General features: G+C 62.4%; 16 protein-coding genes and 1 pseudogene. 4 read left to right on the top strand and 13 right to left on the bottom strand.

The annotated features are described in order from the left end of the window. The 8 genes from OKW28_RS11520 to OKW28_RS11485 all read right to left on the bottom strand — a co-directional run bounded on the left by OKW28_RS11520 (position 1) and on the right by OKW28_RS11485 (position 10,136). Positions 1–3,234, bottom strand: coding sequence for an efflux RND transporter permease subunit (locus tag OKW28_RS11520; protein ID WP_429445590.1), 3,234 nt, complete (start codon positions 3,232–3,234; stop codon positions 1–3). 13 nt (positions 3,235–3,247) lie between these two features. Further along, the gene (locus tag OKW28_RS11515; protein ID WP_429445588.1) at positions 3,248–4,495 is read right to left on the bottom strand and encodes an efflux RND transporter periplasmic adaptor subunit; all 1,248 of its coding nucleotides are present in this window, start codon (positions 4,493–4,495) and stop codon (positions 3,248–3,250) included. 16 nt (positions 4,496–4,511) lie between these two features. After that, on the bottom strand, positions 4,512–4,904 hold the full coding sequence (locus OKW28_RS11510) for a hypothetical protein (protein ID WP_090808966.1): 393 nt from the start codon (positions 4,902–4,904) through the stop codon (positions 4,512–4,514). A 216-nt stretch (positions 4,905–5,120) separates the two neighbouring features. Further along, complete coding sequence (locus tag OKW28_RS11505; RefSeq protein WP_429445586.1) at positions 5,121–5,507, bottom strand: response regulator transcription factor; 387 nt, start codon at positions 5,505–5,507, stop codon at positions 5,121–5,123. 161 nt (positions 5,508–5,668) lie between these two features. Then, positions 5,669–6,292, bottom strand: coding sequence for a response regulator transcription factor (locus tag OKW28_RS11500; RefSeq protein WP_429445584.1), 624 nt, complete (start codon positions 6,290–6,292; stop codon positions 5,669–5,671). A gap of 5 nt (positions 6,293–6,297) precedes the next feature. Continuing rightward, positions 6,298–7,749: a PAS domain-containing sensor histidine kinase gene (locus OKW28_RS11495; RefSeq protein WP_429445582.1), complete on the bottom strand. Its 1,452-nt coding sequence runs from the start codon at positions 7,747–7,749 to the stop codon at positions 6,298–6,300. Between the two features lie 835 nt (positions 7,750–8,584). Further along, positions 8,585–9,172 (bottom strand): BPSL1445 family SYLF domain-containing lipoprotein, encoded by a 588-nt coding sequence (locus OKW28_RS11490; protein WP_429445579.1) that lies wholly within the window; start codon positions 9,170–9,172, stop codon positions 8,585–8,587. Positions 9,173–9,455: 283 nt separating this feature from the next. Next, the gene (locus OKW28_RS11485; RefSeq protein WP_429445577.1) at positions 9,456–10,136 is read right to left on the bottom strand and encodes a hypothetical protein; all 681 of its coding nucleotides are present in this window, start codon (positions 10,134–10,136) and stop codon (positions 9,456–9,458) included. Between the two features lie 231 nt (positions 10,137–10,367). On the opposite strand from OKW28_RS11485, the gene ppk2 reads away from it, so the two are divergent. Next, the gene (gene ppk2 / locus OKW28_RS11480; protein WP_429445575.1) at positions 10,368–11,183 is read left to right on the top strand and encodes a polyphosphate kinase 2; all 816 of its coding nucleotides are present in this window, start codon (positions 10,368–10,370) and stop codon (positions 11,181–11,183) included. 27 nt (positions 11,184–11,210) lie between these two features. Here the strand turns inward: ppk2 and OKW28_RS11475 are convergent, their stop codons facing one another. The 4 genes and pseudogenes from OKW28_RS11475 to OKW28_RS11460 form a co-directional block, all read right to left on the bottom strand. Further along, positions 11,211–12,995 (bottom strand): acyl-CoA dehydrogenase family protein, encoded by a 1,785-nt coding sequence (locus tag OKW28_RS11475; protein ID WP_429445574.1) that lies wholly within the window; start codon positions 12,993–12,995, stop codon positions 11,211–11,213. A gap of 18 nt (positions 12,996–13,013) precedes the next feature. Continuing rightward, a pseudogene (locus OKW28_RS11470) lies at positions 13,014–14,895 on the bottom strand (feruloyl-CoA synthase). A gap of 160 nt (positions 14,896–15,055) precedes the next feature. Next, the gene (locus tag OKW28_RS11465; RefSeq protein ID WP_429445572.1) at positions 15,056–16,507 is read right to left on the bottom strand and encodes an aldehyde dehydrogenase; all 1,452 of its coding nucleotides are present in this window, start codon (positions 16,505–16,507) and stop codon (positions 15,056–15,058) included. A gap of 38 nt (positions 16,508–16,545) precedes the next feature. Beyond that, positions 16,546–17,373 carry a p-hydroxycinnamoyl CoA hydratase/lyase gene (locus OKW28_RS11460; RefSeq protein WP_429445570.1) on the bottom strand — a complete coding sequence of 276 codons (828 nt, stop codon included), beginning with the start codon at positions 17,371–17,373 and terminating at the stop codon, positions 16,546–16,548. 205 nt (positions 17,374–17,578) lie between these two features. Here OKW28_RS11460 and OKW28_RS11455 point away from each other — a divergent pair, with 205 nt between their 5' ends. Then, the gene (locus OKW28_RS11455) at positions 17,579–17,992 is read left to right on the top strand and encodes a MarR family winged helix-turn-helix transcriptional regulator (protein WP_429445568.1); all 414 of its coding nucleotides are present in this window, start codon (positions 17,579–17,581) and stop codon (positions 17,990–17,992) included. A gap of 33 nt (positions 17,993–18,025) precedes the next feature. Beyond that, complete coding sequence (locus tag OKW28_RS11450) at positions 18,026–18,925, top strand: amidohydrolase family protein (RefSeq protein WP_184052141.1); 900 nt, start codon at positions 18,026–18,028, stop codon at positions 18,923–18,925. 58 nt (positions 18,926–18,983) lie between these two features. On the opposite strand, the gene mhpT is transcribed toward OKW28_RS11450, so the two are convergent. Then, on the bottom strand, positions 18,984–20,213 hold the full coding sequence (mhpT, locus tag OKW28_RS11445) for a 3-(3-hydroxy-phenyl)propionate transporter MhpT (RefSeq protein WP_429445566.1): 1,230 nt from the start codon (positions 20,211–20,213) through the stop codon (positions 18,984–18,986). A 235-nt stretch (positions 20,214–20,448) separates the two neighbouring features. Between mhpT and OKW28_RS11440 the strand changes: the two genes are divergently transcribed. Then, positions 20,449–20,922, top strand: a complete 474-nt coding sequence (locus OKW28_RS11440; protein ID WP_429445564.1) for a MarR family winged helix-turn-helix transcriptional regulator — start codon at positions 20,449–20,451, stop codon at positions 20,920–20,922. Positions 20,923–20,939 lie beyond the last annotated feature (17 nt).

The raw sequence follows: 20,939 nt of genomic DNA, 5'->3' as shown, positions 1-20,939 counted from the left end.
TCATTCACCTGCCTGCGGCGCGGACGGCGCCTCGCTCGACGCACCGGGCCCCGGCACCGCCGAGGGTTCGCGTCCTGCGCCACCGCTGGGCTCGACGCCCGGCGTCGGCTTTTTGCCTCCTTTCGAGCGCGACGACATGGTTTCGAGCAGGTAATAGAACATCGGGATGAAGAATACGGCGATCGCCGTCGCGCCCAACATGCCGCCGATCACACCGGTGCCGATCGAATGACGGCTGTTGGCCGACGCGCCCGTCGCGATCGCGAGCGGCACGCAGCCCAGAATGAACGCGAGCGAGGTCATCACGATCGGGCGCAGCCGTTCTTCCGCCGCAGTCATCGTCGCGTCGAACACCGAGGCGCCGGTCTCGCGATTGAGCACCGCGAACTCGAAGATCAGGATCGCGTTCTTCGCGGCGAGCGCGACCAGCATCGTCAGCCCGATCTGGAAGTAGACGTCGTTGGACAGGCCGCGCAGCATAATCGCGAGCAACGCGCCGAACAGCGCGAACGGCACCGCCATCAGCACGCCGAACGGCAGCGTCCACTTCTCGTACTGCGCGGCGAGGATCAGGAACACCATCACGAGACCGAATACGAAGACGAGCCCGGACGTGCCGCCCGACTGCCGTTCCTCGAATGCTTCGCCGCTCCATGCCACGTCGTAGCCTTCCGGCATCTGCGCGGCGATCTGTTCCAGCGTCGAGATCACCTGTCCGGAGCTGTAGCCCGGCGCGGCATTCGCCGTGACCTTGATGGCCGGGAAATTATTGAATCGCGTGACGAGGTCTGGGCCCGTCGTAAAGCGGTAGCTTGCCACCGACTTGATCGGCACCATCGTGCCGTTCGTGCTGCGCACGAAGATCTGATCGAGATCAGTAGGCTTCAGGCGATACCGCGGGTCCGCCTGCAGGATCACCTGCCACAGCCGGCTCGAGCGGTTGAACTGCGATACGTACAGCGAGCCGAACATCGTCTGCATCGAGCTATAGACGTCTTCGACCGGCACGCCGAGCGTCTCCGACTTGTCGCGATCCACGTCGACCAGCAGTTGCCGCGACGCCGCATTGAAGGTCATCGTGACGCCGGTCAGCTCCTTGCGCGCCCGCGCTTTCTGCACGAACTGGTCGGCCACGCCCGCGAGCTGTGCGATGGAAGCGTCCCCCTTGCTCTGAATCCACACCTCCGTGCCGCCTGTCGTGCCGAGCCCCGGAATCGACGGCGGGTTGACCGGCACAATAATGCCCTCCTGGACGTTCGCGAAGTGGCGATACGCGTCGAGCAGCACCTGGCGCGCGTTCTGCGTCGCGCGGTTGGCGCGCGTATAGCGTTCGTCGAAGCTCTTCAGGCCGACGAAGAAGGTGCCGGCATTGTTCTTGTTCTGGCTGTCGAGCAGGCTGAAACCATCGACCGTGGTGATGCTGCCGACCGCCTCCTGTTTCATGAAATAGTCAGTGATGACTTGCGACACCTGGCCGGTGCGGTCGAGGCTAGCCGCGTCCGGCATGATGACCGCGCCGAGCAGATAACCCTGGTCTTCAGGCGGCAGGAACGCCGACGGAATCGAGCGCATCATCAGCACTGCCAGCACGATCATCGCCGCGAAGAACACGAGCCCCATGACAAAGCGCTTGATGATGAGCTTGACCGCGCGTGAATAGCCCGACGTCATGCGGGCGAACTGATTGTCGAACCAGCGGAAAAAACCCTTCTTCTCGTGGTGCGCGCTTTTCAGCAGCAATGCGGCGAGCGCCGGTGACAAGGTCAGTGCGACGATGCCGGACAGCACCACCGAAATCGCAATCGTGATCGCGAACTGCTTGTACATCTGACCGGTGATGCCGCCGAGAAACGCGACCGGCACGAACACCGCGCACAACACCAGCACGATCGCCACGACTGGCCCGGCGACTTCGTCCATCGCCCGTTTCGAGGCCTCTTTCGGCGAGAGCTTGTGCACCGTGATGTTGCGTTCAACGTTCTCGATCACGACGATCGCATCGTCGACGACGATACCGATCGCGAGCACCATGCCGAACAAGGTCAGCATGTTGATCGAAAAGCCCAGCGGCAGCATGAACATGCAGGTGCCGACGATCGACACCGGCACCGCGATGATCGGAATCAGCGTCGCGCGAAGGCTTTGCAGGAATACGAACACGACGATCACGACGAGCACCAGCGCTTCGAAGAACGTATGGATCACGTCCGAGATCGACGCTCGCGTGAACTCGGTCGTGTCCATCGCGATTTCGTAGGTCATGCCTTCCGGAAACGACTTTTTCAGTTCCGCGAGTGTCGTGCGCACCTGCTTCGCCACGTCGAGCGCGTTGGCGCCCGGCTGCTGATACACGGCGAGCACGGTGGCCGGCTTGCCCTGGAAGCGGCTGCGAATGGAGTAGTCTTTCTGGCCGAGCTCGGCGCGGCCGATGTCCTTGAGCCGCACGATCGCCGCGCCGCCGCTCGCGGCGCGCACGATGATGTTGTCGAACTGCGAAGGCTCGGCGAGGCGCCCCGTGGTCGTGACCGCGAACGATTGCTGGACCGCTCCGCTGGTCGGCGACTGTCCGATACTGCCCACCGCGAACTGCTGGTTCTGGTTCGCGACGACCCGTTGCACGTCGGCGGCCGTCACGCCCAGCTGGGCCATCCGGTCGGGCTTCAGCCAGATCCGCATCGCGTAGTCTGGCGTGCCGAAGATACTCGACTGGTTCGCGCCCGGAATCCGCTTGATCGCGTCAAGCACGTAGATGTTTGTAAAGTTCGCGATATACGTCGCATCGTAGCGGTTGGTGGGCGAATAGATCGCGATCACCATCATGAACGCCTGCGACTTTTTCTGTACCTGAATGCCCTGCGCCTGGACCGATTGCGGCAGTTGCGGCAGCGCGAGATTCACGCGGTTCTGCACGTCGACCTGGGCCAGTTCGGGGTTCGTGCCGATCTGGAAGTACACGTTGAGCGTCATACTGCCGGTCGACGAACTCGACGAGTTCATGTAGATCATGTTGTCCGCGCCATTGACCTGCTGCTCGATCGGTGCGGCGACGTTGTTCGCGACGACCTCGGCGCTGGCGCCCGGATAGGTGGCGGACACCGTGATCTGCGGCGGCGTGATGTCGGGGTATTGCGCGATCGGCAGCGAGAACATGGCCAATGCGCCGCCGAGCGTGATGACGATCGAAATGACTGACGCGAAAATCGGCCGATCGATGCAGTAGCGCGAAATGTTCATGGCGACTGCCCCGTCACTCGGCGGCGGGCGCTGCCGCGGCGCCTTGCGATGCAGCCGTCGCCACCGCCGCCTGGCTTTTCCCGCCGGCCGCGAGGGTTTTGATGATTTTCAGCTGCGAATCCGCGGTAACGCGCTGCGCGCCGTCCACGACGATGCGCTCGCCCGCCTTGAGTCCGTCGGAAACAAACCAGTTATCGCCCTGCCAGTCGCCGACTTCGACGACGCGCTGATGCGCCTTCGAGTCGCTATCGACGACCCACACGAAGTGGCTCTTCGCGCCCTGCAACACCGCGCGCTGCGGCACGAGCGTCGCATGGGGCCGGATCGCGCCGGAAACGCGGGCCCGCACGAACTGGCCGGGGCGCAACGTGCCCTTCGGGTTTTCGAAGGTCGCGCGCACGAGGAAGGTTCCCGTTTCGGTATTGAACGCCGGGTTCGCGAAGTCGATCTGGCCTTGCTCGGCATAGGGCGAGCCATCGGCGAGAATCAGATGCACGACGAATTCGTTGTCCGCGGGAAACCTCAATAGTCCTGCCGCGATGTCGTCGCGGTACTTCAGCATTTCGTTCTCGGAGATGCTGAAGTTCACCCACATCGGATCGAGCTGATACACGTAGGTCAGCAAGCCGTTCGAGGTGGCCGTCACGTAGCTGCCATCCTGTAGACGCGCGAAGCTCGACAGGCCGTTCAGCGGAGACTTGATCGTCGTGTAGCCGAGGTTCAGCAGTGCGGTGTCGACTTCGCCCTGGGCGGCGATCACCGCGGCGGCGCTCTGCTTCTCGTTGCCGACCGCGTCGTCGAGATCCTTCTTGCTCAACGCGTTCTGCGCCGCCAGCGGCTGCACGCGCCCGAGATTGGCCTTGGCGACTTCGAGACGCGCCTCCTGCTGGGCCAGTTGCCCTTTCGCGGTCCGCAGCGCGGCCTCGAATGGCTTACGGTCCATCTGGAACATCGTTTGTCCCGTCTTGACCAACCCGCCTTCGGTGTACATGCGCTTGTCGAGGAAGCCGTCCACCCGCGAGCGGATCTCGACTTCACGCGAACTCTGCGTTTGCGCGGTAAATTCGAAGTCGACCGGCGTGTCCTGCTGCGTCACCGTCATCACGGTCACTTCCGGCGCGGCGACGACCGGCGGCGGTGGTGCCTTCTTGCACGACGCGAGCCACGTGAGCAGCGTCAGCGCCGCGATGATGGCGAGCAATGGGAGAGCGCCGCGAGAATGTGGCCGCGGCGAGGCCAGGGACACGGGTACGGTTTTCATCGCGCACTCCGTCTGATCACAAAGGCGTGCAATTGCCGAACAGCACGAAGGCATCATTTCTGTTGGCAATCGTCAGCGTCATCTCGCCGTCCGTCGAATCGACGACCAGCGTCCAGCCAAAGCCCAACTCATTGCCGAGGATCAGGAGCTGATCCGCCTCCTTGGTGACCGACAGCATCGGCGTCGTGCGCGCGGGACCGACGACCGCGCGTTTGTCGAAATCGAGAGTCAGGAATTTCGGCAGACCGAGATCCGCGGGCAACGCGCGCGTGCAGGCGATGCCCGGATCGCAGGCGTGCGCGTCGATCGTCGCGCAGATCAGCCGTTTGCTGCCGTCGAAGTCCGCCGCGCCCACCTGCATTGCAGCGGTACCGAGAAGAATCGCGAGACAAACCGAAATTGATTTCATCACGTGCGCTCCCGCTTTTATCCTTGAACGCTGCCGCACTCCGCGCGGCGCATCGCACGCGCAAAGGCACGCACGCGCCGCAACCTGTCCGGTTTCGAGTTCGGTGCGGCGCAGCCGGCATTCGGTTCGACGCGTTGACTGAGTTCAGTTTGGTGGTCCGAAGAAACGGCGACAATCGGACCTTGGTCTCATATCATCCGGCGCGAAGACGCGCGTTCAGGGTGTCGGCGGACCGCCGATGGCCACCTCGACCGCCTTGAACAGAATCGCGCTGGTGAAAGGCTTGCGCAGATACGCGGCCGCACCGGCCGCGAGCGCGGTCTGGCGGACGGAGAGATCGTCATAGGCGGTAATCACGATGACCGGCACGCCCATTTGCGCGAGCTGACGCTGGACTTCCAGGCCGTTGGTTCCCGGCATCTGGACATCCAGAATCACGCAGGCTGGCCGATACGACGGAATTGCCACAAGCGCATTCAAGAACTCGTCGCCGCTGCAAAACGTCTCCGCCCTGATACCTTCGGAATGCAGCAAACGCTTGATGGCTCGGCACACCGACTGGTCATCGTCGACCACCGCAACGAATTGGTTAGGGTTGACCATATGACAGCGCGAACGCGCAGTCGCTCCGGAAAGTGGACCACTGATGCCTTAGCGTACTGGTTGAAACCCCGATGAGATATAAGACTTTGGTCCACTAGCGGTGTCGGCCAGCACCGCTGAAAGCGGCGCGCAACGCGGGAGTCGGCGCCTGGTTCGGGCGATTATTCTTCGTCGGCCGTACAAACGCCGCCCTTTCGCACCAGATGAACGAGGTCGACGATCGATCGGGCCTTCATCTTCTCCATCACGCGGGCCCGATGAATCTTGATCGTTTTTTCGGCCGCGCCCAGATCGCTCGCAACCTGTTTGTTCAGGCGGCCAGTCACGACGAGTTCCATGACTTCGCGTTCGCGGCGGGTCAGATGCCGCATCCGCTCTTCTATTTCCTCGCGTTCGTGGCGCCGCCTGCTTTCCATACACGCGCGCGCGAGCGCGCGATCCAACGCGGCGAGCAACAGCGAGTCGCGCACCGGCTTGGGCAGAAAGTCGACCGCTCCGCCTTTCATCGCGTCGACGCTCGAGCCGATGTCGCCGTGCCCGGTCAGGAACACGATCGGCAGCCGCTGATCGAGCTTGCGCTGCACTTCGAGTCCCGACATGCCCGGCATCTGCAGATCGAGAACGAGGCAGGCTGGCATGCTCGTCAAATCGGCTCGTTCGAGAAAGGCCTCAGGACTGTCGAAGCATTCGACCTGGTAGCCGGAGGCGCGCAGCAAGCGGGCGAGCGCGCTGCGCACGCTGTCGTCGTCGTCGACGATGAAGACGCGAGTGTTGGTCTGGTTCATGATGATCAGGGCACGAGTCTCTGTCGGATATCGGTCGCGACGGGAAGCGTGACGTGAAACGATGCCCCTTTGCCCTCGTTGTTTTCCGCCCATAGCCGGCCGCGGTGCGCCGTGACGATCGTGCGGCTGATCGAAAGACCCAGTCCGAGTCCCTGCGGTTTGGTGGTGAAAAATGGCCGGAAAATCCTTTCCATGCTGTCGACGTCGAGGCCCTGGCCGCGATCTTTTACCGTTATCCGTATCAGTCCGTCCGATTCCTCACGCGCTGTCGTTTCGACGAGGCGGTCCGCGGCAGGGCAATCCTTGACCGCGTCGAAAGCGTTGAGCAGCAGGTTCAGGATCACCTGCTGAAGCTGAACCTTGTCGCCGCAAATCAGCGCCAGATTCTTCGGAATGTCGAAGCTCGTGCGCACGCTGCGCGTCAACGCATCGCTGTGCACGAGGATCGCGATGTCGCGCACGACGTTGCCGACGTCCAGCAACTGCAACTGGACATCGCCTTTGCGCACCAATGCGCGAATCCTTTGCAGCACCTCGTTCGCGCGGCAATTGTCGGCCACGATGTCTTCGAGCGCTTCGCGCAGCTCCACTACGTTGGTCGTCTCCGCATCCATGAATTTGCGTGCGGCTTGCGCGTTGAACAGGATCGCGGTAAGCGGCTGCTTCAACTCGTGCGCGAGCGATCCGGCGAGTTCGCCCAATGAAGAAACGCGCGCGAGATGCGCGAGATCCCTCGTATTTCCATCGACTTCGCCGCACGCACTGCATTCCGATATCGCGGTGATCCGCAATTCCTGATTTTGCACGCGGCATCGCGTGGTTTCCGCCTCCGCGTGAAAGCCGCCGCCATCGCGCCGCCGCGCGATCAGAACCTGCGTGGTCGTGACGCCGGGGATTTGCATCTTCGCGCCGTGATTGCCGGGGCCCGACCGATCGGCATTGATGCCGTCGATCGGAAACAGCTTGGCGGTGGGCGCGCCGATCAGCTCTTCCCTCGTGTAGCCGAACAGTTGCGCCGCCCGCGCGTTCGCGAAGATGATCCGGTCCCGCTGATCGACCGTGACGATCGGAACCGGCAACATTTCGAGCGTCTCGCACAGCGGCATTCTCGTGTCGAGCATGCGCCGCGTGCTGCTATCGCCTTCGCCTCGCAGCCACGACGCGCAAGCGGCGACATGGCGCCGCCATGCCGGCAACGCGTACGGCGGCTCGCGGGTATCGCGGGTACTCTGTCGGCTCGACACGCCGGAGATACTGCGAGCGCGCTGAAACCGGTGATGCCTGGGTGAAATCTGTCTGGAACGGTCGTGCCCGGATAGTGGAGCACCGTCGTTGCGCGCATTGTCGATCTGTGACGGGACGCTTTGACCCATGTGGCGCGGTTGCGCGTGCAGCGCCGTGAGAAATCCCGCTACCCCGATCGCCAGGTGTCTGCCGTACACGATCAGATTAATCATTGGCACCTCCGGGTCCAGTGCGAACGGATTCCGTACAACTGCGATGTCTTTATCTTTGGGCTTCGAACCACATAATTGACTTCACAATCGTTACTTCGCACGTCTGGTGGCTGGAAGTCAGTATAGGCTATCCAGAATCACTTACCGAAGGGTGACCTTAATTTATGCCGCTTACTCGGGAAACTACTCAATAGTGTTCTGCGTTGTCCGCCATCAATCGGAAAATGGCGACAGAGTTTGTTAGGCAGTTAATTCTTGCCGGGCGGGGCAGTGTCCGTGCCGTCCGTTTGTACGCACAGGAAGGTTAGCAAACTGGCAACGTCGCAGTAGGAGCCATAATGTTCCCCTGCGCCGTGACGGATTTGCACTAGCCCGTGAAGCCCGGCGAGATAGCGCTTTCAGATGAAAACTTCCAACCGTAAAGCTTTCATGCATTGCGAATCGCAGAGTCAGCGGGTATACCCAACGCTAATTCTCCAATTTAATTAATTGGTCGGCGATAGGTATTTTTGACGCAAGTCAACGCTTTTATCGCCCGCTATTCCAGTGCGAATCATTTGCATTCATCGACCACAAAAAATAAAATTATGCCAGGCAGATGACTAAACGCAGCACCGCGGCGAGAACGCTGTTTCGGCTTCGTCTTTTCTACCGGTATTGAATAAACAGGACGGTCAGTGCAGATTACAGGCAGCGTCGGTGCGAGTCGCCGTGCCAAGGCACGCGTAGCGTGTCGCGCGGCCTCGCTGTAACGAAACCGCGCAACACGCGATAGACGCGCCACCGTGTGACAGCGCCATGACAAACGATCGAATGCCCTGCTTGCCTCGCCCTGCTACAGATTCATGGGTGTAACCTTGGTGCCGGCCAGCGACAGGTCGGCCATCAAGCCCGTATTGGTCAAGACCATCGCGACGACCGCGGCGGTCGCCGACGAGGTATCGACCGTGCCGGTAGCTCCGACTTTCAGCAGTGAAACCGTAGCATCGGCGCCCACCGCCCAGCCCTTCGCGTTGCGGAATTTCTCGAGCGAATCTTTCGTCATGAACAGGAAGAACACGGCGGTCGACTGCGCGCCGGCCTGCAATCCGAACGATGCCGTGGCGGTGCTGTAAAAGCCGACCGTCGCTCCGCCGACGCGCAATGCCCCTTCGCCGTACTCGCCACCGACGATGAACGCCGCCTTCCTCACCGAAGGAAACACCAGCACGCCCTGCGCCTTCGATACGAGCTCGTGCGAGCCTTGCACCGTATCGAACAATTTCGACAGCGCACCGTTCACGGCCGCGTCGATCTCCTGCCGTTTGGCGGCGTCGGTAGTGGCGCTCTGGCCACTGCCTCCGGTCGTCGTGCAACCCGCCAAAGCCAGACTCGCGGCCATGGATGTAAGCGCGAGCGTGTGCACAAAGTTCCGTCTGTTCACTATCGACTCCGTTCTGGTTACGATCCGAGTCGCCAGTCCTGATGGCTGGAAGCCTCGATCTTTTTTCTCCGCCGTGAAGCGGCATAGCCGCCCAAGGAACCATCAATGCCATCGCCGCGCGTCGATCTTCTTCGGTATCCGGATGCGACGACTACAACGCTTGCAGATACATGATGTCACGCTGAAACCGCCGCGGAATCGGACCTTGGTCTTACAGGTAGCGCGGTGTCGATGATGAACGAAACGCGAAGCCAGCGAAGCTGATTGGCCGGGCCGGCCTCGATCATCCGCCGAGCGCGATGATCGCCACGGTGAGCAGGACGCCGACCGCCGCCATCGCAAGGCCGGCCTGCCAGCCGCGAAATCCCGCGTAATGCCCCAGCGCCATGCCGCTGCCGAATAGCATCGCGACGGTCAGGACACGGGAGACGATCAGCGCCGTCGGAACGTTCGCGAACAGCACGAAGGGCAACGCGACCGGGAATGTTGCGGCTACTACGAGCACAAAGATAGCCGCGGCGGCGATGAAATCGTCGCGCACGAATACTGCTTGCTGCGGCAGATCCGGCCGCGCCGCAACACGCCTGCGGATGGACTCGAGCTCCGTATCGCCGATCAACGGTCTGAGCCACGCGGCCATTGCGTCGCGAAGCGTCCGAACGCCCGCGGCCGCATTCGGCTGGTTTCGCACGGAATGCGCAAGCGTCACACGCCTGCCGCGAGCCACCAGCGTACGCACGAGGAACATCACCGCGTCCGCGAGGCCCCATGCGAGATTGCAGCCGAGCGCCGTGTAGAACATCTTGTGCCCCGCGTCGGCACCCGCGCCGACGGCCGAGACGGTGCCGACGAACGTCAGCGCCATGAAGAGGCCGAAACATAACTCGCACACTCGATCGACGACATCGAGAACCGGCTCCCTATCGCCGAAGTTTTCCTGCTCCGTGTGACCCGTGGCATCCATGAGGCCTCCCGTGGCGATGACGTGAACCGAACCCGCCCGTTGCTGGCATACGGATGAGGCGCGACGAGGACAGTCGGATCGGGCAGGCGCGAGCAGACGCCCGCAGCATACAGCGCGCCCTGTACCGACGATATTGGACCAAGGTCGTATGGCCCTGCTTCGCGTCGCGCTCTACCGTGGGAATGGATCATTGCGTAGTACGCTGGAACAGTCCGCGCTGGGGAGAAGATAATGGCCAAAACGAAGTCGGAAAACGAGCAGCCCGAGCAAGACAGGGCGCTGTCGTACAAGGAATATCGCAAGGCGCTTTTCGATCTGCATGTCGAGCTCGTCAAGCTGCAGGAATGGGTCGTGCAAACGGGAAGCAAGGTCTGCGTCGTCTTCGAGGGACGTGACGGCGCGGGCAAAGGCGGCACGATCAAGGCGATGACCGAGCGCGTCAGTCCGCGCGTCTTCCGCGTCGTTGCATTGCCCGCGCCTAGCGAACGTGAAAAAAGCCAGATGTATGTGCAGCGCTACGTGCCGCACTTGCCGGCCGCGGGCGAGATCGTCATTTTCGACCGCAGCTGGTACAACCGCGCGGGCGTCGAGCGCGTGATGGGTTTCTGCTCCGAGGATGACGTGCAGACGTTCTTCAAGGCCGTGCCGCTCGTCGAGCGGGCGATCGTCGAATCCGGGATCATCCTGCTCAAGTACTGGCTCGAGGTCAGCCCCGAGGAACAGACCCGACGTCTCGAGGCACGCATCCACGACGGTCGCAAGATCTGGAAACTGACCGAGATGGACCTGAAATCCTATAGCCGATGGTATGACTACTCGCGTGCCCGCGATGAGATGCTCGCGGCGTCGGACACCGACTATGCTTCGTGGTTCATAGCGAATTCAAACGACAAGCGGCGCGCGCGACTGAACATCATCAGCGACATGCTTCAGAGGATTCCGTACAAGCAGCCTGCCCGCAAGAAGGTCTCTCTGCCGAAACGGCAAAAGCCCGACGGTTATAAGGAACCAGACTATCCGTTTAAATACGTGGCCGAGCGGTATTGATCAGGCAGGTGTTGCTCAAGCTGACTTTCAGACGTACGGCAGCGTTGCCTCGCACCCGGCTTCAACGAGGCTGCGGCGATAAGCGAAGGCCGCGAGCGGGTAGTCGAAGAAGAAGCGGCCCGTCTCCCGCTTCTCCACATAGAACGTTTCCGCCTCGCATTGCGGCGTCGCAATTCGCAGCGTGCGCGCCCATGCGAACGCCAGCAGCATCCAGCCAAGCATCGCGAGATAGTCGTCCGCGACCCGGTATGCCGTCTCCGGGTCTTGCGCGTGGCGTGCCTTGATCGACCGTGTCGTGCTCTCCACTGTCTGTGCGAGCTCTGCGAGCTTCGCGCCGGCGGCACGTACCGGCGGATCGGACTCCTGGCACAGCCGCGCTTCCCCGCGCACGTGGCGAAGCAGCATATCGAACGCCACCGCCCCATCGGGCAGCACCTTCCGAATCAGCAGATCGATCGCCTGAATTTCGTTGGTGCCTTCGTACAACATCGACACGCGACTATCGCGCAACGTCTGTTCAATGCCGTACTCGTGGATGTAGCCGTAACCGCCGAACACCTGCAGCGCGTTCGATGCAGCGCCAAAACCGTTGGCCGTAAAAAACGCTTTTGCAATCGGAGTCAACAGCGATGCGAGTTGCGCCGCCTGCTCCCGTTCGGCGGCATCGGCATGACGTGCGGCGATGTCGAGCCAATGCGCGGTCCAGTAACCGATCGCGCGCTCGCCTTCGACGATCGCGCGCAGCTCCATCAGAATCCGCCGCATGGCCGGATGAAACGCAATCGGCGCAGCCTTCCCCGGTGCGACGTTCGCACCGGACGGCACGCTCACTGCACGCATCTGCGCGCGTTCCTGCGCGTAAGCGTGCGCGCGTTGCCACGCGGTGTGCGCATGCCCGAGGCCCTGCATCGCAACCTGCAGCCGCGCCGCGTTCATCATCACGAACAGGCACGCGAGACCGCGATGCGCTTCACCGACGAGCCAACCGAATGCGCGTTCGAAGCGCATCGTGCAGGTCGGGCTGCCCTTCAGGCCCATTTTCTTTTCGATGCCTTCGCAATAGACACCATTGCACGAGCGCCCACCGTCGCCGTCTTCCAGCCATTCCGGCACCACGAACAGCGACAACCCTTTCGTGCCGGGCGGCGCATCGGGCACTCGAGCGAGCACCAGATGAACGATGTTCTCCGTCAGATCGTGCGCGCCGCCGCTGATAAAGATCTTGCTGCCGTCGATGAAATACCCGTCGGTGCCCGGTGCTTCAGTCGCGCGCGAACGGATCAGGCCGACATCGCTGCCGGCCTGGGGCTCGGTCAGACACATCGTCGATAGCCACTCACCACTCGCGACTTTCGGCAGCAATGCCTTTTTCACGCGTTCGCTGCCATACGTCTGCAAGCATGCCGTCGCGCCGTGCGTGAGCCCGGGCGACATCAACCACGCATGGTTGGCGCCCGCGAGCATTTCCTGAAGTGCGACGTCGAGAAGCTGCGGCAGGCCCTGTCCGCCGTGCCCGGTGTCGAGCGATAATGTCGGCCAACCCGCTTCGACGAATTCCGCGTAGGACTCGCGAAAGCCCGCGGGCGTCGTCACCTTGCCCGTGTCGAAACGACATCCTTCGAGATCGGCGCTCGCATTGAGCGGCGCGATGCGCTCCTCGACGAAACGCGCCGCTTCCTCCAGCACCTGCTGCGCGGTCTGCGAGTCGAGGTCTTGCCAGTCGGGCACGTCGCGCCACCACGAAGTGGCGTCGAGCCACTCTTCCATCACGAAGCGCATGTCGCGTAGCGGCGCCTTATAAGTCAACGTCATTTTCTTCCTGTCCTTGGACTAGCTGCCTCTGCGCGCGTGGATCACGGTCGCGTCGGCGGCGTCGGCTTCGTGCATCGCTTCCACGAGCGCGGCCCGGTGCTGGAGCACGGCGCGCTGATTGATCGAGCCTTTGTCGGTGATCTCGCCGAGGTCGAGCGACGGCGGCACGCTCAGCAGGTGCATGCGGGCAATGAACGAGGCACTGCCTGTCGCACTCCGATTCAGCCGCGCGACGAGCTCGCTGAAGAAAGCGCGCACGGCGGCCGTGTTGAGCACGTCCTCGGCGCTCGCATCCGCGGGCAAACCCGCCAACGAGCGACACGCTTCGAGGCGCGGAAAAATCATCGCGCCCACTTCGTCGCGATTCATCCCCGTAATGACGGCATCCTGAACGTAGGGCGCCCCTTCGCTGATGATGCGCGCGCGCATCGGCCCGACGCTGACGAACGTTCCCGACGCAAGCTTGAAGTCCTCCGCAATGCGGCCATCGAACATCAGGCCCAGTTCGGGACGTTGCGGGTCGACGAAACGGACGGCGTCTCCTGTGCGGTAGTAGCCTTCATCGTCGAACACGCTGCTCTGAAGCGCCGGCGATGCTCGCCAGTATCCGCCCATCACGTGAGGGCCGCGAAAGCGCGCTTCGAATTTGCCATCGACGGGCGCGACCTTGACCTGGCACCCGGGCGGCGGCAAGCCGATATAGCCGGCGCACGATACTGGTCCCGTCGTGAACAGACACGACGGCGCGGTCTCGGTCATGCCGAGACCGGCCATGATGCGGATGCGTTCTCCGCAATGTTCGAGCGTTACGCGCTCGAGACGCTCCCACGCCGCCTGCGACAGACCAGCGCCCGCGAAGAAATACATCTTCACGCGCGAGAAAAACCGCTCGCGCAGCGCCGCATCCTTTTCCAGCGCGATGGTCAGTTCTTCCCAACCCTTCGGCACGTTGAAGTAGATGGTCGGCGCGACATCACGCAGATTGCGCAGCGTCTCGTCGAATTTGCCGGCCACGGGTTTGCCGTCGTCGATGTAGAGCGTGCCGCCGTTGTACAGCACGATGCCGACGTTGTGGCTGCCACCGAACGTGTGATTCCACGGCAGCCAGTCGACGAGGACCGGCGGCTCGATGCCGAACTGCGGAAAGGTTTCGAGCAGCATCTGCTGGTTTGCGCCCAGCATGCGATGCGTCGTCGGCACGGCTTTCGGCAGGTTCGTCGAGCCGGACGTGAACAGGAACTTCGCAATCGTGTCGCCGTTCACGCGCGCGTTGGCAGCATCGACGTCGCGCGGGGCCGTGTCGAACAATGCGTCGAAGCGCGTCACTCTCGACGCGTTTGGCGCGGGCACCGCGCTGACACGTTCGACGTCGCTTCCCAGCGCGGCATCGAGCGCCGCTGTGTATGCGCCGATATCGTCCGCGTAGACCAGACCCGGTTTGAGCAGTTCGAGGACATGGCGCAGCTTTCCGTAATCGCCCGACATCAACGGAATAGGCCGGCGAAACGGGTGCATAAGCGATACCCGCCCACATCGCGCCGAGCGCGAGTTGCATATGTTCGACGCTGTTGCCCGAAAGGATCACCAACGGGCGTTCCGCGCTGAGATCGCGATCGAGCAGCGCCTGCCCGATCGCACGCGCGCGCTCGAGCATCTGCGCATACGTGATGCCCTGCCACGCGCCGCCGGCATCGCGTCGTGCGACGAGCAGCCGGTCGGGATGCGCGCGTGCGCCGCTCAGCAGGCGGTCCGTAAAGCGCTCCGGAAACGGACCCAGAGGTTCAAGTGTCTCGAGGTACCAGCAGTCGCCGCGTTTCTCGATCCGCGCTGAAGGTGCTCCGATGGCGACGCTCCGGTATCCGGTCGCCAGAGAGCTTGCGTGGCTGTGCTCCGATTCCAAAACCTGTCTCCTGTGTCGACCAGAGTTAGCGCTTTAGCGCTTACTCTGGTCCCATGTTGCTTGTATTCCCTTTCTCCCGCGCTGTGGAGCAAGGAGAAACGGCGTCGCTTTCTCATGCAAGGATGGGCTGGCCGCAATCGTTGCGGCCGCGAGCCGACGCCTAGATCGGATAGTGACGCGGACTCGTCTGCACCGTGATCCAGCGCAACTCGGTGAACTCGGGAATCGACGCCTTGCTGCCGAAGCGTCCATAACCACTCGCCTTCACGCCGCCGAACGGCATCTGCGCCTCGTCGTGCACGGTCGGGCCGTTGATGTGGCAGATGCCCGACTCGATCCGTTTCGCGACGTTCATCGCGCGCGCGATATCGCGGCTGAACACGGCGGCCGATAAGCCGTACTCGCTGTCGTTGGCGACCGCCAGCGCCTCTTCGTCGCCGTCCACGCGCTGCACCGTCAGCACGGGACCGAACGATTCATCGGCATAAAGCTTCATCTCGCGCGTCACGTTCTCGACGATCACCGGCTGCATGATCGCGCCTTTCACCTCGCAACCGAGCGGCAGCTTCGCACCCTTTTCGCGGGCGTCTTCGACCAGCGCGCGAATGCGCCGCGCGGCGGCTTCGCTCTCGAGCGTGCCGAGGATCGAGCCCGGCTGTGTCGGATCGCCTGCCTTCAGCGTGCGCGCTTTCGCGACGAGCTTTTCGACGAACGCATCGGCAACCTTGCGATCGACGATCACGCGTTCCGTCGACATGCAGATCTGCCCTTGATTGAAGAACGCGCCGAACGCGATGCCCTCGACGGCAGCGTCGAGGTCCGCGTCGTCGAGCACGAGCACCGGCGCCTTGCCGCCCAGTTCGAGCAGCGCGGGTTTCAGATGGCGCGCGGACAGCTCGGCGACGATGCGGCCGACACGCGTCGAACCGGTGAAATTCACACGCTTCACGGCAGGATTCGCGATCAGACGCTCGACGATCGCGGGCGCGTCTTCCGGCGCATGCGTGAGCACGTTGACGACGCCTTCGCCGAGACCCGCGTCGTTCAGCGCTTCGCCGATCAGCGCATGCACGCCGGGACAACCTTCCGATGCCTTCAGCACGACCGTGTTGCCACACGCGAGCGGCATGGCGAGCGCGCGCGTCGCGAGAATCACGGGCGCGTTCCACGGCGCTATGCCAAGCACGACGCCGCACGGCTGGCGCACGGCCATTGCGAGGCTGCCCGGCACGTCGGACGGAATCACCGCGCCGTCGATCTGCGTCGTCATCGCCGCGGCCTCGCGCAGCATGTTGGCCGCGAGCATGACGTTAAAGCCGTACCAGTTCGCCATCGCACCCGTTTCGGCCGCGCCGATCTCGATGAACTCGGCCGTGCGCGCGTCCATGCGGTCGGCGGCGGCGAGCAGGCGTTTGCGGCGCTCCGTGGGCGTGAGCGCCGCCCATGCCGGGAACGCGCGCGCCGCCGCGGCGACGGCCGCATCGGCATCCTCGACGGTAGCCGCCGCGGCGCAGGTGGCCACCGCGCCCGTCGCGGGATTGATGCGCTCGAAGGTCTTGCCGTTCGACGCGGCACGTTTCGCGCCGCCAATCAACAGGTTCGTTTGATGCATGTGTTCGTCTCCTCGGTCGTCCCGCTGAAGTGCGCCGCTTAGCGCTTATAGGTCTGCAAGCCCGGCTTGATGCTCTTGTCGTCGAGGAACTGCTTGAGGCCCTGTTCGCGGCCGCCTTCCGGATCGCGATAGTTCGCCTGGTCGAGCTTCGCGTACAGGTAGTCTTCGTTCTGCTCCCACGTGAATTCGCGCGAACGCTTGAAGCCGTGCTTAGCGTTGCGCAGCACGACCGGGTTCTTGTTCAGCAGTTTCGCCGCGAGAGCGATCGTTTCGTCGCGCAGTTGCGCGAGCGGCACGCTTTTGTTCACCAGACCCATCTTCGCGGCTTGCGGACCCGTGAAGGTGTCGCCCGTCATGATGTAGTACAGCGCTTCACGATGACCGACGGTATCTGCCATCGCCTTGCTCACGAGGTTGCCCGGCGGAATCCCCCAGTTGATTTCGGACAGGCCGAACACGGCTTCGTCCGCGGCGATCGCGAGATCGCAGGCGACGAGCGGAGAGAAGCCGCCGCCGAAGCACCAGCCGTTGACCATGGCGATGGTCGGCTTCGAGTACATGCGCAGCAATTGCCATTGCCAGCGGCTCGCGTCGCGGCGAATCCGCTCCTGCAGCACGTCCGGGCCCGCGTCCACTTCGCGGAAATATTCCTTCAGATCCATGCCGGCCGTCCATGCACTGCCTTCGCCGGTCAGCACGAGAACCTGGGCTTCGGCGTCGAGTTCGAGCGTCTCGAGAACGTCGATCATTTCCTTGTTCAGCGTCGGGCTCATCGCGTTGCGCTTGTCCGGACGATTGAACGTGACCCAGGCGATTCCGCCTTCCACCGCGACCTTCACCGTTTTCCAGCGTCCTTCGTAACTCATCTGCTTCTCCGTATCAATGCCGCCCTCGCGGCCTGAACTCAATTTAATATCAGGCGACCTGATAAGTAAAGTACAATATAGAAGTCTTGGTACAAACCCCTAACCGCCTATGCCGACGATCACGAGTAAGCCGTCAGGGTCTGAAACGACACCGCGCGCCACGGCGCGGCGCAACCTGCCCGATCGAAGGCACGCTGCCGCTCCGGTGCGTCTCAGCTACCTGGCCGGGCAGCTCGACAAGATTCTCACGCGGCAGCTTTCCGAAGCGCTTGCCTCGCATGGTCTGACGTTGCCGCAATACACCGCGCTGTCGGTGCTGCGGGCGCGCGCACGTTCGTCGAACGCACAGCTCGCGCAGCGCTCGTTGATCACGCCGCAAGCGGCCAGCGCGGTCGTCAAATCGATGGAAGCGAATGGATGGGTGACGCGTGTGGCCGATCCGCTCAACCGTCGCGTCGGGCTGCTGTCGCTGACGAAGGCCGGCGAAACATTGCTGGCTCAGTGCGACGGTGCCGCTGACAGGGTCGAGCAATCGATGCTAGGCGAAATCGATGAACACGGTTCACAGATGCTGAAAAACCTGCTGTCGACGTGCGTGCGCAATCTTCGCTCAGCCTGACGCATCAGCGTTAATTACACATAGGAGACCCCATTGAACATCGATCAACTGAAGGCCATCGACACCCACGTGCATGCCGAGGTGTCGTGCTGCCAACCACCGGACCTGTTTGCAAAAGAATTCGACGAAGCCGCCGACAAATACTTCGGCACCGTGCTCAAACAGGGGCGCCGCCCGACCATTCCCGAAACGATCGAACACTATCGGGAGCGCAATATCGGCTTCGTGATGTTTACCGTCGACTGCGAAGCGAACATCGGGCGCCGTCGCATTTCGAACGAAGAGGTCGCGGAGTTCGCGCAGAAAAACTCCGACATCATGATCGCGTTCGCCAGCATCGATCCGCACAAAGGCAAGTTCGGCGCGCGCGAAGCGCGGCGGCTCATCGAGGAGCACGGCGTGCGCGGTTTCAAGTTTCACCCCACGATGCAGGGTTTTTTCGCCAACGACCGCATGGCATACCCGCTCTACGAAGTGATTGCCGAGTACCGGCTGCCGGCGGTTTTTCACAGTGGACACTCGGGCATGGGCTCGGGCATGCGCGGCGGCGGCGGTTTGCGCCTCAAGTATTCGGAGCCGATCTACCTCGACGATGTCGCCGCCGACTTCCCCGACATGAAGATCGTGATCGCGCATCCCTCCTGGCCCTGGCAGGAGCAGGCGCTGTCGATCGCGCTGCACAAGCCGAACGTGTATATCGATCTGTCGGGCTGGTCGCCGAAGTACTTTTCGCCCGAGCTGGTCAAGTATGCGAACACCCTGTTGCGCAACAAGGTGCTGTTCGCGTCCGACTTCCCACTGATCCGCCCGGACCGCTGGCTCGAAGACTTCGATACGCTCGACATCAAGCCCGAAGTAAAGCCGCTCGTTCTGAAGGAGAACGCCGTCAGGTTGCTTGATCTGCGGGCCCGAGGCACGACGAATCACGAATGACGCATGAAAAATGGCCCGGCGCGAAAACGCCGGGCCAGCTGGGTCCATCAACGAAGAGTTAGCGTTTCGCGGCGTTGGAGCGAATGACGAGCAATGCTGTAATCGCCGCGATGACCGTCACCGGCACGCTCGCGCCGATGACGAGCGTCGAGCTCTTTCCCATCGCAAGCAATTGCCCGGCGGCTACGGGGCCGACAATCGAGCCGACGCGTCCCACCGCCACCGCGGCGCCGACTCCCGTACCACGCACGCTGGTCGGATAGCTGGCGGCGGACAGCGAATACAGCATCGACTGCGCACCGACGACGCCCATTCCGGCAAACAGCACGGCAACGGACAGTGTCTCGATGCTGGCGACTTGCGAAAGCGCGACCAATGCACCGACGATGCACGCATAGATTGCCGTGACTGACAGGCCTTGTCTGAAGCGGTCCATCAGCAGACCGATGCCCAGTACGCCGATTACACTGCCGACGTTGAAAAAGATCTGGGCAATCCCCGCCTGCGAACGGCTCATGCCGCGCCCCACGGTCAATGAAGGCAGCCAGTTCAGCAGGAAGTAAAGAACGATCAGCGTGCAGAAGAAGCTGAACCAGATACCGATCGTCGCGGCGGCGCGCCCCTCGCCGAACAGGACTTCACGCGTCGAAAGGAGCGGTTTGTCCGCCGTCGCGAATTCTCGCGATTCGGTGGCGAATTCGCGCGATTCAGGCAGCAATGCCATCAGCAGCGGAATGATGATCAGCGGTCCGGCTCCGCCCACGTAGAAGATATGACGCCACGCGGTAGCACCCGCGCTCAGTACGGCGATCAATGCGGCAAGCGCGCCGCCGAGCGGCATACCGCAATACATGACGCTAACCGCGGTGTTGCGGTGACGCGGATCGACCGCCTCGGACGACAACGCGATCAGGTTCGGCATCGCGCCCCCGAGCCCGATGCCCGTCAGCACGCGAGCAATCAGCAGACTTTCGAAACTCCAGACTTGCGCGGTCGCGATCGAGAAGATGCCGAAAATCGCCATCGAGATCATCAGAACGCGCTTGCGGCCGATCCGGTCGGCGAGTCTGCCGCCGATCATCGCGCCCGGCAAAAGCCCCAACATGCCGGCGCTAAAAGCGAGCCCCAACTGGCTGACCGACAAGCCGAACTCGTGCGCCATTCGAGGCGCCGCAACGCCAGTGGACTGCAGGTCGATACCCTCCAGCACCGCGACGAGAAAGCACAATGCCAACGTTAGTGCAGTACTGGAGCCCACCGCACTCGACCGATTAGCAACACTTGACATGACGTCTCCTTCACCTTTGATTGAATTGCCAGAGGCGAGCCACGCTTCGTTCTTCGACGAAGCGGCCATGGGAAGGAGAAGATTTCTGACAATGATCTCGCGCCACTTATCAGAATCCTTCCCACAGCGCCCCCGGAATTGATGATGAGTCTAGTCTCAGGAGGCCTGATATTGAAAGTAGAATATGATATGCCTGGTAGAAACACCTAAGGCAAACCTGATAATGATCAAGACAATGGAGAAGCGGCGAACGCCCCTTGCCAAACAGGCCGGTTCAACGAAAACCGGTGCGCCACCTGCCCGCGTTTCCTATGTGGTCGGCCAACTCGACCGCCTGCTCAAACGCAGTTTGATCGATGTACTGGGTGAATTCGGGTTGACCTTGCCTCAGTTCACCGCGCTCTCCGTGATCAGCGCCAGCGGCGCGATGACCAATGCGAAACTCGCCGAACGCTCGTTCATCACGCCGCAGTCGGCCAACGAAGTTGTCAAGACGATGGAAGCCAACGGTTGGGTCGGACGCGTGGGACATCCTACCCACGGTCGACTGATTCATCTGTTTCTGACCGACGAAGGGCGTCGGGTACTGCAGGAATGCGATTCGGCGATCGACGCGCTCGAAGCGTCCATGCTGGACGGAGTAACGGAAATCCCGGTCGATACGCTGCGCAAGGTGCTGCAGCGATGTGTGTCGAATCTGCGCGGTTGAATGGACGTTCCCAATGA

The organism is Paraburkholderia sp. 40 (assembly GCF_050434105.1).
In the GTDB taxonomy this organism is placed as follows: Bacteria; Pseudomonadota; Gammaproteobacteria; order Burkholderiales; family Burkholderiaceae; genus Paraburkholderia; species Paraburkholderia tuberum.
Note: the sequence above shows the minus strand (reverse complement) of the source record. Positions and strands in the feature narration are given on the sequence as shown.